Annotated in this window: 16 protein-coding genes; 12 read left to right on the forward strand and 4 right to left on the reverse strand. The window is 46.2% G+C overall.

The window, feature by feature from the left end; all coding sequences use genetic code 11:
* Nucleotides 1–138: 138 nt before the first annotated feature.
* Nucleotides 139–1560, reverse strand: coding sequence for a hypothetical protein (locus MKZ12_RS02200; RefSeq protein ID WP_339258499.1), 1422 nt, complete (start codon nt 1558–1560; stop codon nt 139–141).
* 277 nt (nt 1561–1837) lie between these two features.
* On the opposite strand from MKZ12_RS02200, the gene MKZ12_RS02205 reads away from it, so the two are divergent.
* The 6 genes from MKZ12_RS02205 (at nt 1838) to MKZ12_RS02230 (ending at nt 8161) form a co-directional block, all read left to right on the forward strand.
* Nucleotides 1838–2869 (forward strand): BMP family protein, encoded by a 1032-nt coding sequence (locus MKZ12_RS02205; RefSeq protein WP_017691014.1) that lies wholly within the window; start codon nt 1838–1840, stop codon nt 2867–2869.
* 334 nt (nt 2870–3203) lie between these two features.
* Nucleotides 3204–4703: an ABC transporter ATP-binding protein gene (locus MKZ12_RS02210; protein WP_339258501.1), complete on the forward strand. Its 1500-nt coding sequence runs from the start codon at nt 3204–3206 to the stop codon at nt 4701–4703.
* Complete coding sequence (locus MKZ12_RS02215) at nt 4700–5767, forward strand: ABC transporter permease (protein WP_017691012.1); 1068 nt, start codon at nt 4700–4702, stop codon at nt 5765–5767. The genes MKZ12_RS02210 and MKZ12_RS02215 overlap by 4 nt, the downstream gene beginning before the upstream one ends.
* A complete protein-coding gene (locus MKZ12_RS02220; protein WP_076332630.1) occupies nt 5751–6674 on the forward strand; it encodes an ABC transporter permease in 924 nt (307 codons plus the stop codon). Before MKZ12_RS02215 ends, MKZ12_RS02220 begins: the two co-directional genes overlap by 17 nt.
* Before the next feature lie 46 nt (nt 6675–6720).
* A complete protein-coding gene (locus MKZ12_RS02225; protein WP_210109989.1) occupies nt 6721–7392 on the forward strand; it encodes a sulfite oxidase-like oxidoreductase in 672 nt (223 codons plus the stop codon).
* Nucleotide 7393: 1 nt separating this feature from the next.
* Nucleotides 7394–8161, forward strand: coding sequence for a nucleoside phosphorylase (locus MKZ12_RS02230; protein WP_339258503.1), 768 nt, complete (start codon nt 7394–7396; stop codon nt 8159–8161).
* A 436-nt stretch (nt 8162–8597) separates the two neighbouring features.
* Here MKZ12_RS02230 and MKZ12_RS02235 read toward each other — a convergent pair whose 3' ends face one another.
* The 3 genes from MKZ12_RS02235 to MKZ12_RS02245 all read right to left on the reverse strand — a co-directional run bounded on the left by MKZ12_RS02235 (nt 8598) and on the right by MKZ12_RS02245 (nt 10376).
* A complete protein-coding gene (locus tag MKZ12_RS02235) occupies nt 8598–9275 on the reverse strand; it encodes a hypothetical protein (protein ID WP_133386949.1) in 678 nt (225 codons plus the stop codon).
* Between the two features lie 108 nt (nt 9276–9383).
* A complete protein-coding gene (locus tag MKZ12_RS02240; protein WP_105601542.1) occupies nt 9384–9902 on the reverse strand; it encodes a hypothetical protein in 519 nt (172 codons plus the stop codon).
* A gap of 288 nt (nt 9903–10190) precedes the next feature.
* Nucleotides 10191–10376: a hypothetical protein gene (locus MKZ12_RS02245; protein ID WP_076329734.1), complete on the reverse strand. Its 186-nt coding sequence runs from the start codon at nt 10374–10376 to the stop codon at nt 10191–10193.
* Nucleotides 10377–10511: 135 nt separating this feature from the next.
* On the opposite strand from MKZ12_RS02245, the gene MKZ12_RS02250 reads away from it, so the two are divergent.
* The 6 genes from MKZ12_RS02250 to MKZ12_RS02275 all read left to right on the forward strand — a co-directional run bounded on the left by MKZ12_RS02250 (nt 10512) and on the right by MKZ12_RS02275 (nt 15189).
* Nucleotides 10512–10799 (forward strand): hypothetical protein, encoded by a 288-nt coding sequence (locus MKZ12_RS02250; RefSeq protein WP_339258506.1) that lies wholly within the window; start codon nt 10512–10514, stop codon nt 10797–10799.
* Nucleotides 10800–10899: 100 nt separating this feature from the next.
* Nucleotides 10900–11085: a hypothetical protein gene (locus tag MKZ12_RS02255; RefSeq protein ID WP_036616704.1), complete on the forward strand. Its 186-nt coding sequence runs from the start codon at nt 10900–10902 to the stop codon at nt 11083–11085.
* A gap of 122 nt (nt 11086–11207) precedes the next feature.
* Nucleotides 11208–11699 carry a GNAT family N-acetyltransferase gene (locus MKZ12_RS02260; protein WP_339258508.1) on the forward strand — a complete coding sequence of 164 codons (492 nt, stop codon included), beginning with the start codon at nt 11208–11210 and terminating at the stop codon, nt 11697–11699.
* A 167-nt stretch (nt 11700–11866) separates the two neighbouring features.
* Nucleotides 11867–12223 carry a metal-sensitive transcriptional regulator gene (locus tag MKZ12_RS02265; RefSeq protein ID WP_091018657.1) on the forward strand — a complete coding sequence of 119 codons (357 nt, stop codon included), beginning with the start codon at nt 11867–11869 and terminating at the stop codon, nt 12221–12223.
* A gap of 60 nt (nt 12224–12283) precedes the next feature.
* Nucleotides 12284–12484, forward strand: coding sequence for a copper ion binding protein (locus MKZ12_RS02270; RefSeq protein ID WP_339258509.1), 201 nt, complete (start codon nt 12284–12286; stop codon nt 12482–12484).
* A 227-nt stretch (nt 12485–12711) separates the two neighbouring features.
* Nucleotides 12712–15189: a heavy metal translocating P-type ATPase gene (locus tag MKZ12_RS02275; protein WP_339261287.1), complete on the forward strand. Its 2478-nt coding sequence runs from the start codon at nt 12712–12714 to the stop codon at nt 15187–15189.
* The last annotated feature ends 126 nt before the right edge of the window (nt 15190–15315 follow it).

A 15315-nucleotide genomic window follows, 5' to 3' on the forward strand; every position in this document is an offset into this window, starting at 1 on the left:
TTAGAAGAAATTTGCAAAATGCTGAACAAAAAACCGTCTTTACGAACCAAAGGGTCGAAAACCCTGATGAATTCAGTAAAGACGGTTACTTATAATGGCAAAATACGAGCTTTAATTCGGTTGGAAATGGAATTTATTTTATTCGGAACCACCGTTCAGATAGTTGAAGAAAGGCTGATCCACCCAGAAGTCATATGTTGTAATGTCTGCATCAGGAGCGAGTTTCAGGAAACCTTCCCGAATGGATTTGGCATTTTCCTTCAGAGAGAAGGACTGAGCATAGTAATTGCCAAGCGCGATCTTATTATTGGAAATGACCGGATAGTTGGCCAATGCCGTTGGTGAGTAATACAGTGGTTGCCACCAGGAACTGAGAATCAATGGTGATGTAGTGTCACTGTTCTTCTTGGCATATTTCAGAACAATATCATTGAAGCGGACTTTGTCTGCCACATTGTTGAACTCGAACTGAATATCATACTCCTTCGCAGAGGCAATATAGTTACCGTTCTCGATCTGTGTCACTTTATAGTCTGGTGTTTCCTTCGGCTCGCCCCATTCCTTCAAATAAATGAAGGCAGATGTCTTCGGCTGGAATTGTACATCGGCGTCAATGCCTTCGCTACGTAGCAAACCAACCAACTGTACAGCATGTTGAATGTTATCGTGGCCGTAGGTAAGTGTCAGTTCATCGATAAAGTTGGAATCAAAACGGCTATCCTTCAGATTATAACCTGTGACGAGATCGTCTCGCAGGGCCTGATCCACAATCTTTCTCAGCTCAGGTGATTCGATCAGATCCGCTGTGCGATATGCAGCATACAGTTTGGAATAGATGTCCGCATCGCCGGAACGTCCAATCTCATGTTTGTATTTCCCTTGACTGACCAGAACACGTCCAAGCAAAGTATTAGCGAAATCTTTACTTGCTACGCCACCTTTTAGGAGAGCGGGGTACAGATTTTCGGGAATCAGGCCTGTATCGATCGCTGCAGCCAGTTCCTGTGCGGCTTGTCCCTGAACACGGTTCGGGCTAATTCCAACTTTGGCAAGTGCTTTGGCCGTTTTCTCGGCAGGATATGTATAAGCGAGTTCCTTGAATCCGGCTGCTTTCACCGCGATGAAGACGGCAGCATAAGTGCTCAGTTGATCCTTGGCACGTACTTCTGTACCAGTAATAACCCCACTATTGAATAAGGAAACGGCAGCATCATAAGAAGAATCACCAGAGGCCAGATCGGTAAAGACAGGAGCTTTGGCTTCACTGTCACTTGCTTGAGTGGCTTCCGTAACGGCTGCAATGGCTTGAATGAAATCACCTTTGGTTATCTGTTGCGGCAATTGAATATTGTATTTTGCTTGCAAGAATTGAGCAAAATCCGCTGCGCTTTCCGTATAAGCGACTGAAGCCTGAGCTAACGGTCCTTTGACACTTTGTGAAGTGGTTGGTTTAGCCGGAGTTGCAGATGCTGCAGAAGCAGAAGCGGGCAAGCTTAGACTGCCGAGTGTTACCGGAGCGGCGAGCAGGGCCGCCAACGTGATCTGGGTGATTTTTTTCAAATGAATAGCCTCCTTAAAATGGGTTGGAAAATGAGTAGCTTTCGGTTATAATTCTGACAAATCCTATCAGAATAGAATAATTGGATTGACTTTAGCACGGAGACGCGCTGGATGTCAACGTAAAAAAAGCTTGTTATAAAGCGGTTTCCAAAGCTTGGTAGAAAGCAAATCATCAAATATATTCTAATTGAGTGTATACGCTCAAAGATTTATTGACAAGGATCGACAGTATCCGCTAGGATAAGAAAAAAGAATATTGAAAAGGGGTATTTTCAAAATGAAAAGAGGTTTATCGTTCGTCTTATCGATCATCATGTTGGCTATTTTGTTGGCAGCTTGTGGGAATTCGGCTTCCAAAGACGAACAATCCGCCCAAGGCAGTGATTCGGAGAAATCTCTTCGGATGGCCCTCGTACTTCCCGAAAAAATAGGGGTTAACCCTTTCTTTGTACAGATGGATGAAGGCTTCAAAAAAGCAGGCGAAGAATTCAAAGTAGACACCAAGACGATTGAATCGACAGACCCGGCAGCATTTGAACAAAATCTGCGTGCTGCGGTTGCCGAGAATTATGATCTGATTATTACAGCCACTTTCCAGGCAGAAGATGCATTGAAGAAAGTCGCTGCAGAAAATCCGGACAAGTCCTTTGCAATTGTAGATACAACCGTGGATCTGCCTAACGTACGTAGCGTTGGTTTCCGTGAATATGAAGGGGCGTACCTACTCGGTGCAGCCGCTGGATTGTCCACCAAAACAGACAAAGTCGGCATGATCGCAGCAATGGACGTACCATTGATTAAGAAATATACAGAAGGTTTCAAAGCGGGATTGGAATCCGTAAATCCTGATGCAGAATTCCTCGTGAACTATGTAGGTGGATTTAATGACCCGGCCAAAGCAAAAGAATTGGCACTCGTGCAATTCGGCAAAGGCGCTGATTTTATCGCTGGCGCATCCGCTGTAGGTGATCTGGGTGTGTTCGAAGCAGCGAAAGAAAAAGGCTTCTATACTTCAGGTCAGGATACGGACCGTACGGTTGAAGACCCCGAACATATCGTATTGTCTCAATTGAAATCAACCGATACCGTTGCTTATGAGACTGTGAAAGATTTTGTAGAAGGCAACTTCAAAGCAGGTGCAGTGAACTATGGCTTGAAAGAAGACGGTGTGGGCCTGACTTATGTTACACGTGATAGCGAATCCCCGCTGAATGCTTTTGTTGGACAAGAAGTAATCGACAAAGTGAAAGCAATCAAGGATGATATCGTATCCGGTAAAATCGTAGTCAAAGATCCATTGCAACAATAGTTTTGAATTGTTCTTTTCAATGAATGAGTGATGGAATGGATCAGCCGGCTGCCCGATCAGGCAGCCGGTTTTGCTGCTATTAAATGACCAGTATATGTTCAACTTATCGTTTACACGATAACGAAGAGGACAGAAATAACCTGAAGAAGCTAAGCTAAAAGCTTTCTGAAAGAAAGCTACTTCGGAAGCATACACCTCGCCTTTATCTCCGGATTTTCCCCTTTATATAAAGGGAATCGAAAAATCTGGGGATAACAGCGATCAGAAGGTTGTTCTGTCATCGTAGTGGCGAGTGTAACCTTTTAAGTTGAACTGAGAGGAGCGAACGCGAGATATGCTGTTGGAGATGGAGCACATTACGAAGAAATACGGCGGCTTCACCGCGAACCGTGACATCCGTTTTAATTTGCGTGAGGGAGAGATTCATGCCCTTGTAGGTGAGAACGGGGCCGGTAAAACAACCTTGATGCGTATGCTGTACGGTATGGAACAGCCTACGTCAGGAACAATCAAAGTCCGTGGACGCGAAGTGAGCTTCGCTACGCCGTCCCAGGCGATGGCAAGTGGCATCGGTATGGTGCACCAGCATTTCATGCTGTTCCCTTCCTTTACGGTGGCGGAGAACATCGTGATTGGACGCGAACCGGCAGCGGCAGGTGTATTTGACCGTAAAAAAGCAGCGGCCCAGGTGAATGAGCTTGGTAAACAATATGGCATGCCGGTTGACCCGTGGAAAAAAGTATCCGAGTGCCCGCTTGGCATGCAGCAGCGTGTTGAAATTCTCAAGGTGCTGCATCAGGGCGCAGACATCATTATATTGGATGAACCTTCGGCAGTACTGACGCCTCTGGAAGTAAAGGAACTGCTCGCGAACATGAAATCACTCGCTAAGCTGGGCAAAACCTTTGTACTAATCACGCACAAGCTGCAAGAAGTCATGGATGTAGCCGACCGGATTACGGTACTTCGGGATGGTCAGGTAACGGGTACGCTCGAAGCCAAGGATACACATGTGGAGGAATTATCCCGTCTGATGGTTGGTCGTGAACTTGTGCGTATGGACAAGCAGCCATCGGTTCCTGCCGAAGCGGTGCTTCAGGTGGAAGGGGTCAATCTGTCTGGCGCCAAGGATCGTTCGGCGCTCAAGGAGATCCATATGGAGGTTCGTAAAGGCGAAGTCGTTGGCATAGCCGGTATCTCGGGTAACGGCCAGTCGGAATTAATTCAGGTGATTGCGGGACTGCGTAAGGCGGACAGTGGTCGCGTTGTGCTCTCCGGGCAGGATACAACCAATTGGCCTGTACGGCGCATTCGGGAGCATGGACTTGCTCATATCCCGGAAGATCGTTATATGTGGGGAGCGGCCAAAGATGCGAGTGTTCGCGAGAACGGGCTGATGGGACATCATCATCGCTTGCAGTCGCGCGGTATCATCAAAGCGAAAGCAGCAAGAACAATGGTAGAAAGTTGGATCAAACAGTTCAGCATCAAGACGGGTTCTGCGGAAACCAAGGCACAGTTTCTGTCTGGAGGTAATTTGCAGAAGCTGATTGCCGCTCGTGAATTCGCACAGGATACACCGTTTCTAATTGCAGCCGAACCGACTCGTGGTGTGGATATCGGAGCGATGGAGACGATTCATGCCGAATTGCTACGTAAACGCAGTGAGGGTGCAGGTATTCTGCTCATTTCATCGGAGTTGTCTGAGATTTTGCAATTATCGGATCGCATTATAGTGATGTATGAAGGCGAAATTGCCGGAGAACTGAGAGCAGAGGAAGCGACGGAGGAACAGATCAGTTTGTTAATGGCAGGAGGGAAAGAGCGGATATGAATCGGGTAAAAGAAACACTTCGCGGACTCGTACAGCCGCTGCTTGCCGTATTCATCGGTCTGATTGCAGGGGCTGTGGCGATTCTGATTGTTGGCGGTAATGTGGTGGATACGTATGCGGAGATGTGGAAAGGGGCCTTCGGCAACTTCTACTTCTTCACCAATACACTGGCTCGTTCCACACCGATCATCCTGGCGGGACTTGGCGTAGCCTTGGCATTCCGTGCCGGATTTTTCAATATGGGAGCCGAAGGCCAGATGATTCTTGGCGGGCTCAGTGCCGCGCTCACGGCGCTCTACCTGCCAGGCCCGGGCTGGTTCGTGTGTATTGCTGCGATTGTCGCAGGTATTGTTGCCGGGGGAATCTGGTCTCTGTTTGCAGGTTGGCTGGATGCTCGTTTCGGCATGAATCTATTGATTACAACCTTACTACTTAACTATATCGCTATTTATTTTGGCGGATACATGGTCTCCTATCCATTCAAGGATCGGACTGGATCTGCAGCGATGGCTCAGACACCTATGATTGATCAGAGTATCTGGTTGCCGAAGTTGTTCCAAGGTATGGGACTGCATGCCGGCTTCATCATTGCCATTGTCGCGGCTATTCTGATCTACTGGTTCACACATAAAACGGTGACCGGTTACGAGATCCGCATGCTCGGCAGCAACCCGTCCTTTGCAACCTACGGCGGTGTTCGCCGCATTCGCATGATGATGCTGTCCATGGTCATCAGTGGTGGACTTGCTGGACTGGCAGGTGCGGGGGAAGTGCTCGGTACACAGTACCGTTTCCTTGATGGATCGCTATCTTCTGCAAGTTACGCCTGGAGCGGCATTATGGCCACGCTGCTTGCCCGCTCGCATCCACTCGGTACAGCTGTAGCAGCTATTTTGCTGGCTGCGTTACAGACAGGTGCCATGGGGATGGAACGGAATACGGATGTGCCGCTTGAAGTCGGCAGTGTCATCCAGGCCGTATTGACGCTATTTGTATCAGCTCAGATCGGTTATTCATTCCTGAAGCGGAGAAAGGAGAAAAAGTCCAATGCAACAACTGTTTGATGCAGCCATGTTTGGCTCAACCTTGCGGATTATGACTCCAATCCTGCTTGCAGCGCTCGGTGGGGCTTTATGTTCCCGTGTCGGTCTGTTCAACGTGGGTCTCGAAGGACTGGTTTTGATCGGTGCGTTCTCCGCCATTGTTGGTAATTATCTGTTTGGCAATGTGCTGCTTGCTGTACTCTTTTCCATTATAATTGTGATGTTATTCTCGGCGCTCTTTGCCTTTATAAGTATTAATCTCAAGGCTAACGCCATCGTGGTCGGGATCTCGCTGAATTTCCTGGCTGCGGGGGTGACGACCTTTGCACTGCGTGCGATTTTTGATGTTAAAGGTGCATACTACGACAAAGACATGGTGGGACTTCCCAAGTGGGATATTCCGCTGATTAAGGACATCCCTTGGGTGGGCGATGTATTATCGGGACATAGTCCCTTGGTCTATCTCGGCATTGTGCTCGTAATTGGACTGCAATTCTATCTCTTCAAAAGTGTATCCGGCTTCCGCCTGCGCTCCGTTGGGGAGAACCCGATTGCAGCACAGAGCATCGGGATCAAGGTACGCGGCATCCAGTATGGCGCTGTTCTGATGTGCGGCGTATTGTGTGCTCTGGCTGGAGCACAGTTGTCCCTCGGTCAGGTGACGATGTTCACCGAAGGCATGACCGCGGGTCGTGGCTTCATTGCACTCGTAGCAACGATGCTGGGACAAGCGAATCCGCTTGGCGTGATGGGCTCCAGTGTACTGTTTGGCTTCATGGAAGCATTGAGTATTCGTCTGCAAGGCTTCTCCTTGCCAACCCATTTCACATTGATGTTGCCGTATATTGTAACGCTGGTCGCGATGTTCTTTTTCAAAGACCGTACCTATGCACAGGATGCACTGAAAGCGGGCGGAAGCTCGCGTTAATTCCTGAATGCCGATGTAGAGGCAGCAAAAGAAGGAGGAATTCCACTTGCATAACAAGGCTGAACGTTTGAAAAAAGGAAAAGCCCCGGCACCGAAAGCGGGCAATGATTATGGAGATCGCTTGCCGCCGGGACAGATGTTGACGGAGAAATTTCCGATTCTGCATGAAGGGGAAGTGCCGGAATATGACCTGTCCACATGGGACCTGAAAGTATTCGGCGAAGTGGAAGAGGAGAAGGTCTTCTCCCTGGCCGAATTGCAGGCGATGCCACAGGTGAACACGGTAAGTGATATTCACTGTGTTACCCGTTGGTCAAAATTCGATACGCCGTGGGAAGGTATTCGCTTCTCTGATTTTGTGAAACTTCTGGGGGTTAAGCCGGAAGCGAAATACGTCATGATCCATGCGGATCATGATTATGAGACGAATGTACCGCTCGAAGAACTGATGCATGATGATGTGCTGCTTGCATTCAAATATAACGGCGAGCCACTAACACCCAAGCATGGTTTTCCGCTGCGTATGGTCGTGCCACAACTCTACTTCTGGAAGAGTGCGAAGTGGATACGCGGTCTGGAGTTCATGACCGAAGACCGTAACGGCTTCTGGGAAGTGAATGGGTTCCACCATTTTGCCGATCCGTTCAAGGAGCAGCGCTTCTCGGGTGAAGATCTGCCGATTCCGGAAGACGAGTGGACGAAGAAGGAGTTTGATTGATATGTTGATGCCTATTTTGCAGATTCATTCGGAAGACATGCCGGCATATGCCATTGTCTGTGGTGATCCGGCACGTGCGGAGAAAATTTCCCGCAAGCTGGAGCAGGCGAGAGAACTGGCGTTCAGTCGGGAGTATCGCACGTTTGTTGGTTTGTACGAAGGGGTACAAATCGCTGTGGTCAGCCATGGTGTAGGTTCACCTGGAGCAGCAGTGTGCTTCGAGGAATTGATTCGCGCGGGTGTAACAACTCTGATTCGTGTAGGTACGGCGGGATCATATACAGCTGATTATCCGGCAGGTAGTGTGATTGTGAGTACAGCCGCTGTTCGTACGGACGGGTTGACTCGCCAACTGGTGCCGGATGGTTTCCCTGCGGTAGCGGACATTGGGGTGACGCAAGCGTTGATCGAAGCTGCTCGTGAGCAGGGGAACGCAGCACATGCCGAATCTGCGACTGCAGCGGGTAAAGTTGGTGTGGGTATCACGGTAACGCTGGATGCGTTCTTTGCAGGCGTGGAAGAGATTCCACACCGCAAGTACAAGCAGGCTGGAGCACTTGCAGCCGAGATGGAAATTGCGGCACTCTACATCGTCAGCACCTTGCGTGGCGCTCGTGCCGGAGCCATTGTCGCGATTGACGGGTTCGCGGACAGCGACCTGGCTGCTGAGTATGATCCGCATACGGATGCGGTTGGACAAGCGGTGGAGCGTGAGATTAATGCAGCGCTACGTGCGCTAGTCGCGCTTGCGCGTCAGGATATGCAGTAAGGTTAAACCTCGACTTTGGTGTATTTGTGGATTCAAAGAGATATGGAATTTGTAAGACGAATGGATTAACAAAAAATCCAGATTTCCTTCAAAAGGATTCTGGATTTTTTCGCTAGCAATCGAAGCATGAATAATGTAAGGTGACTGATCTATGATGTAAGCTCTCAGTAAGATTGTTTAGTTGAGCTTAAATAAAATGTGATATTACACAGCCGCAGTAAATTTTGTATTGTTAAAAATTAACTACCTGATGTCCAATTGTGCCAGAATTCGCAACAAAAAAAGGACCTCATTTTCCAGCTGAATGTGAAAAATGAGATCTTTTTTGAGATTAAAGACACTCCCTAGTGTCATTAGCAGGAATGATTGAACACTTCAACATTTAATATATGAATTCTTGATCGTAGCCATGTTAATTACAGTTACCATCGTTACATTAAGAAAAAGAAATGTATCGAATTACATTTGTATTCTTATCAACTGAGAGCTTAATTTGATTGCACACATTAGCAAACAATCGGATACTAACTTTATCTTTTATGAAATCGTTGAATTCCCAATTATCGACCCATAATACGAATTCCTGTCCTGCTAGAATGAAAGTTTCTTTAATATTGTTCCAAAATTCATTCAGTTCCTTGGCTTGTAATTTATCGATCAAATCTAAATTGATTAGATATTCTTCAACCTCTACATTATGAAAATCATCTCCTACATTGCCATTAGGAAATAAATCATATATTATTTCACTACACTTTTTTGCTTTATAAAGTTCTAAAAAACGATCCAAATAAACTTTTTTTATATTTTGAAAATAATATGATACCTGGGAACTATTCTCCAATTTTTTTACATTTTCAAAATATTGAACCAGTTGCATTATTTGATTTCCTTCTGAACTTTTATCTGTAGGAATATTTAAGAGTCCTTGTGGATCTACAAATACAAATGGGGAAATAAATAATTGTTCAAATAAATTGAAATGTAAATCTTGAATATCAGATCCATCAGAAGACGTATCTACTTTGATATACCTATTCCTTTTCCTAGCTAGGGTGTCAGGATAGTTCGCGACATCATCATCTTTAATCTCAAGTTTTTCAAATAAATTCAAGGTGTTTCCTCCCAGATCTTTATTTATGCATTTTATATCATTACTATTCGGAAAACAAAATGTCGAGACACCGGAAGGTATTCTCGACATTTTGTTACACTCAGAAACTTATTTTGTTGTAAAATATGCGTTTCCTGTAGTAATAACTTTTAAAACTCCCTTGGTAGTAGTAACAGAACCAGTTAAAGTTACTGCATGTTGACCTGGTTTAGTAAAAATGCGATCATCTTGATTTTGTTCAAAATTCTTAGTTTGGAAAGTTGAATACTTAAATGGTGTTCTCACTAAATCAGAATACGCTAACTCTAAATCTACTCTAGTAATTTTAGCCTGTGGAGTTGTTATATATACGCTCCAGTCCACAAACACATGATTACCGTTCTCTACTTCAGCTACTACATCAGCGTAACCATCAAGTGGCTTCACAGCCATAGTCGTTATAGATCCATCATTAGCCTGGGCTTGTTCACTAGGTATAAATGTCAATGGGATTCTAATTGAGACAATATTAGACTCTGACTGATCTGCAGTATTATTTACCAATTCAGAGGCATAAATACTTGATGGACCAACTAACAACACTACCATGGTCATAACAACTAAAAATAATTTCTTGAGATTCTTCACTTTTACATCTCCCTATTATTAATTTCATTAATAAGGATAACATTGAAAAACAAGGAATTCATATGATGCAAAAGTCATATAGTATCGACAAATAATGGAGCTTTTTGTCGAATCACTTTTAACTTCTCTGGAAAACGTTCGATTTTCCTTGATTCCCTCAATACCAGAGTTGGAATACGAAGTAGAGGAAATCATTTTGGATAAACAGGTTGATTTCGATTAACGGGGAACAGGATATATCATGAAAAATGACGTATGGATGATGCGCATGTACTAAGGGCGCAAAATCTATACGTCATTATGTGTATCTGGGGAAATAACACCTTGTTCTTTCTCAAATTCTTCAATATGTTGTTCAATAAGATACTCAATTTGCATTGCAATAGATCGTTTGTTTTTGTCCGCAATCACTTTAATTTTCTCAAAATTCTTTTCTCGCAGCCTAAGTGTAAATACTCTTTTATCTGTAGCCATGAAATAAAATCTCCTCAAAAAGTAATGTTCATATTGTATCATTACAAAATAATTCAATATACAATCATATTGACATCTAAGTGATGTCACTCTAATATTTATATTCATAGTGACTTCACTTTTTTGGAGGGGATCATGAAGGACTTCGAAGAAATATTTAACCAGTTCAAAGCTCTTCGTATGGAGAGTATCGGAAATCTTGTGATTTATAATTCAAAAGAATATAAAAAATTGAGTCAAGAAAGTGATCGTTTATTTATGGAGCTATGTGATTATGTTAAGCCAGAGGGGATGGCTTTATTTTTGGACTATTGTAATGTAATAACCCTTCTTCAGGGTACAGCAGAGTCAGTAATGTATGAGCAAGGGTTTAGAGATGGATTTAGCTTAATAAAGTTAATGTTTACGTCAAATAACACATAACTTGGGGACAGTCTATCCCTCGCGAAGAATGATAATGCAGAAAATGGGCACGTTATATAAAGGAACATCACCATGAATACGAAAAAGGGAGGACTCTACGATGACACAGAACAATCAACCTCAGGATGAGGCGGAAATTCGCAACAAGCTGGATGAAGACGGGGATTCCTTGATGGAGAAAAAGAAAATCTTGAGCGGAGTAGACATTGAGCCACAGGCGGACGAATGGGCAGCGAAGCCATCACCTGTTGCTTTTAATGAAGGAAATACATCTTCGAAAAAATAATCAACATGAACATCCTATGGGCTTGATGGAATGAAGATAAATTTAGCGAAGCAGGTACCCTTATGGTATCTGCTTTTTGGTTGTATAATAATGTAAAATTCAACAGACGAAAGAGTGATGGGATGAGCACGAAGGGGAATGTTAACATTCGAAAGGCAGAACTCAGGGACTACTCTGGCGTGTCATTGTTGATGGATGAACTGCACCAGATGCATGTCGAGGCGCGGCCGGATCTATACAGAGTGTTAGAGACCAGAATGGAGGAAAAGGAGTTCACCGAACTATTGGAAACGGACAAGCGATACCTGTATGTTGCCGAGTCTTTAGAAACAGGCTTGATTCTGGGTTATGGGAGTGCGCAGTTGAGTGTAATTCAGGATAACCCATTGATGGTGGATCGCAAGATGCTGTACATCCATGAACTTGTAGTGGATACCAAGCATCGGGGCCAAGGAACGGGCAAACAGTTGATCCAGGCATTCATCGAGCTAGGAAGAGAGCTTCAGGCAGACAGCGTGGAATTATCCGTGTCGACGTTTAACTCGGACGCACAGGCTTTCTATGAACAGGTGGGTCTGGTCGTTCGCAGCAGCAGGATGGAATATACCTTGTAAGATGCACTGCTCTTTATCATTCGAACAAGCAATCATCCATTTTTAACAAAATATCAAAATGAACTTGAATACCCCCATGGGGTATGTTACTCTTAGAAAAGAACGAAAGAAAAGGGGTGTTCATGATGGATCATCAGAGCCATCCCGAGGAACCTTTGCAATCCTCCATGTCCGATTCAACGGAAGCTTCGGCTACAGTTCAAGAAGCAGTATCCTGTCATACCGAAGGCAGTGATGGGAAGCATGTGCGCAAGAGTCATCATTCGCAGGAGATGAAGAGTAACCTGGTTTCTCGTTTGAACCGTGTGGAAGGTCAGATTCGCGGGATCAAGGGATTGATTGAGAAGGATACGTACTGTGATGATGTGCTGACGCAGATTGCGGCGGCTCAGTCTGCTCTTAATTCGGTAGGCAAACTTCTGCTTGAAGGCCATATGAAGAGCTGTATCGTTGAGCGTATTCAAGCTGGTGAACATGAGGTTGTGGATGAACTGCTGGTTACGATGCGGAAGTTAATGAAGTAAGCTGAATCAATTCACCTAATTAATTTTATCATTTTAATATATCCCAAGGAGGAATTTGGAATGTCTAATGTTACGTTGAACGTTACGGGAATGTCTTGCAATCACTGTGTGAAGTCGGTTGAAGAGGCTGTGAAGAATGCTGGGGCGAGTGGTCACGTGGATCTGGCAGCGGGAACGGTAGCTGTGGAATATGATGAGCAGAAAGTGAACGTGGATCAGATCAAAGCTGCAATTGAAGATCAGGGATACGACGTAGTCTAATGGCATTACAGGCTTAAACCGAACATGCTCATGGGTAAAAAGAGGTCAGAGGTCTTTTTTCCTACGAGTCAGGTTTAAGCCTAATTTTCTGTCTGGAATATACCCCTTGGGGGTATAATTGATTGCAACATATAATAATTTGAATCGACATGAAAGGAGCTGACATGATGGATAACTCAACGAATAAACCAATGGATGCATCATCAGAACCTACACCATTGCCGCCTATGGCTGACGCGCCTGGACTAAAAACAACACTTCACATCACGGGCATGACATGTGCCGCATGTTCGACACGAGTGGAGAAAGGCTTGTCCCGCATGGAGGGTGTGCATCAGGCCAATGTGAACCTTGCGATTGAACAGGCAACCGTTTCATATGATCCGAAGACAACCAACGTGAATGCATTGCGGGATAAAGTAGAGGCGCTTGGCTACGGTACGGTGTCCGAATCAGTAGATCTGAACATCACCGGTATGACGTGTGCTGCCTGTTCTGCGCGGATTGAAAAAGGTCTTTCCCGACTACCCGGGGTATCTCAGGCGAATGTGAATCTGGCGCTGGAGACCGGGCATATCGAATATGCCGCGGGCTCATTGAAACCTTCGGATATTACCGCCAAGATTAAGCAAATGGGCTACGGTGCTGAACTGCAATTGACGCAAGAAGAGACTACATCGGTTCGTGAACGTGAGCTGCAACGCAAAAAGTGGAAATGGATGATATCGGCTTTGTTATCGATTCCGTTGCTGTGGGCCATGGTGGGGCATTTCTCGTTCACATCCGGAATCTATGTACCTGAGCTGTTCATGAACCCGTGGTTCCAACTGCTGCTGGCAACACCGGTACAGTTCGTGATTGGGTGGCAGTTCTATGTAGGAGCGTACAAAGCACTACGCAACCGTAGCGCGAATATGGATGTTCTTGTCGCACTGGGTACCAGCGCAGCGTTTTTCTACAGTCTGTATCTGACGTTATCAAGTGGGTACTTGCCTTTTGCGTCGGTGGATCATGGGACAATGGGAACGGGCACAGCCGCCATGCCTTCGGTAGAACTCTATTATGAGACAAGTGCGATTCTAATTACGTTAATTTTACTGGGAAAATGGTTCGAAGCTGTGGCGAAAGGCCGATCTTCACAGGCGATTAAAAGCTTGATTGAACTGGCTCCACGTGAAGCCCGTGTCATCCGGGATGGACAGGAAGTTATGGTTCCTGCTGCATATGTTGCGGTAGGGGAGCTCGTTCTGGTGAAGCCGGGTGACAGCATACCTGTAGATGGTGTCGTTGAGGAGGGGCAATCCTCTGTGGATGAATCCATGCTAAGCGGAGAGAGCCTTCCCGTGGATAAAAAACCGGGAGATGCCGTTACAGGTGCTACGTTGAACAAAAATGGCGTATTACGACTGCGTGCGACACGAGTGGGATCGGACACGGCGTTGTCCCAGATCATCAAAGTGGTAGAGCAGGCGCAGGGTTCCAAAGCACCGATTCAACGGATCGCAGATGTTATATCAGGCATATTTGTTCCGATCGTCGTTGGCATAGCCGCGCTGACATTCCTGATCTGGTATCTGTTTGCAAGTCCGGGTGACTTTGCGGGTTCCCTTGAAAAAGCGATTGCTGTGCTCGTCATTGCCTGTCCATGTGCACTTGGGCTGGCCACGCCGACCTCAGTCATGGCTGGATCAGGCCGTGCCGCTGAGTACGGCATTCTGTTCAAAGGCGGCGAACATCTGGAGTCCGCACAACAGATTCAGACCGTGGTGCTCGACAAAACAGGTACAGTGACTCAAGGTAAACCCGTGCTTACCGACGTTATCACGGCTCCGAATTGGACGGAATCCGATCTGCTTGAGCATGTGGGAGCGGCTGAACAGAGTTCGGAGCATCCGCTGGCAGAGGCGATTGTTGCAGGTATCCGTGCCAAGGGTCTGGAGCTGACCTCAACAGAGAAGTTCGAGAACATACCGGGATATGGTGTGCGAGCTTCAGTACAAGGGCAGGAGATCCTGGTTGGTACACGGCGATTGCTTGCGGATGCACAGGTCAATGTCTCTGAGGAAACCGTTCAGCAGATGAACCGACTGGAAGAGCAGGGGCGTACAGCGATGCTGGTAGCGGTAGATGGTCAGTGGGCAGGCATTGTGGCAGTGGCTGACACCATTAAGGATACCTCTCGTGAAGCGATCGGTCGTCTTCAGGCGATGGGGATTGATGTGATCATGATCACTGGAGACAATGAGCGGACTGCTCGAGCTGTAGCGGAACAGGCAGGGATCGGTAAAGTGCTGGCTGAGGTTCTTCCCGAAGGTAAAGCTGCAGAAGTGAAGAAACTTCAGGAGAGTGGCCTGAAAGTTGCGATGGTAGGTGACGGCATTAATGATGCTCCAGCACTCGCTACTGCTGATATTGGGATGGCCATTGGAACAGGAACGGATGTAGCGATGGAAGCGGCGGATATTACCTTGATGCGTGGTGATCTGAACAGCATTGCAGATGCGATTGAGATGAGCCGGCGCACGATGGGGAATATCAAACAAAACTTATTCTGGGCACTCGGATACAACGTTATTGGTATTCCCATTGCGTCAGTTGGCTTCTTGGCCCCATGGCTGGCAGGGGCGGCGATGGCGTTCAGTTCCGTGTCGGTTGTCCTGAATGCGCTGCGACTGCAACGCATGAAGCTGAATAGAAATGGCTGACCGGCCCATGTTTACAGAGATATTCAATGCCTCATTGTAACAAAGTGAGGATATTACATGCGCGGTTCGCTGCAGGCGGGCCGCGCTTTTTGTTGAGAAGAGACAGTTTGAATCGCCAGAGAAGTA

Origin of the sequence: Paenibacillus sp. FSL R5-0713, assembly GCF_037973325.1 — a bacterium.
GTDB lineage: Bacteria > Bacillota > Bacilli > Paenibacillales > Paenibacillaceae > Paenibacillus.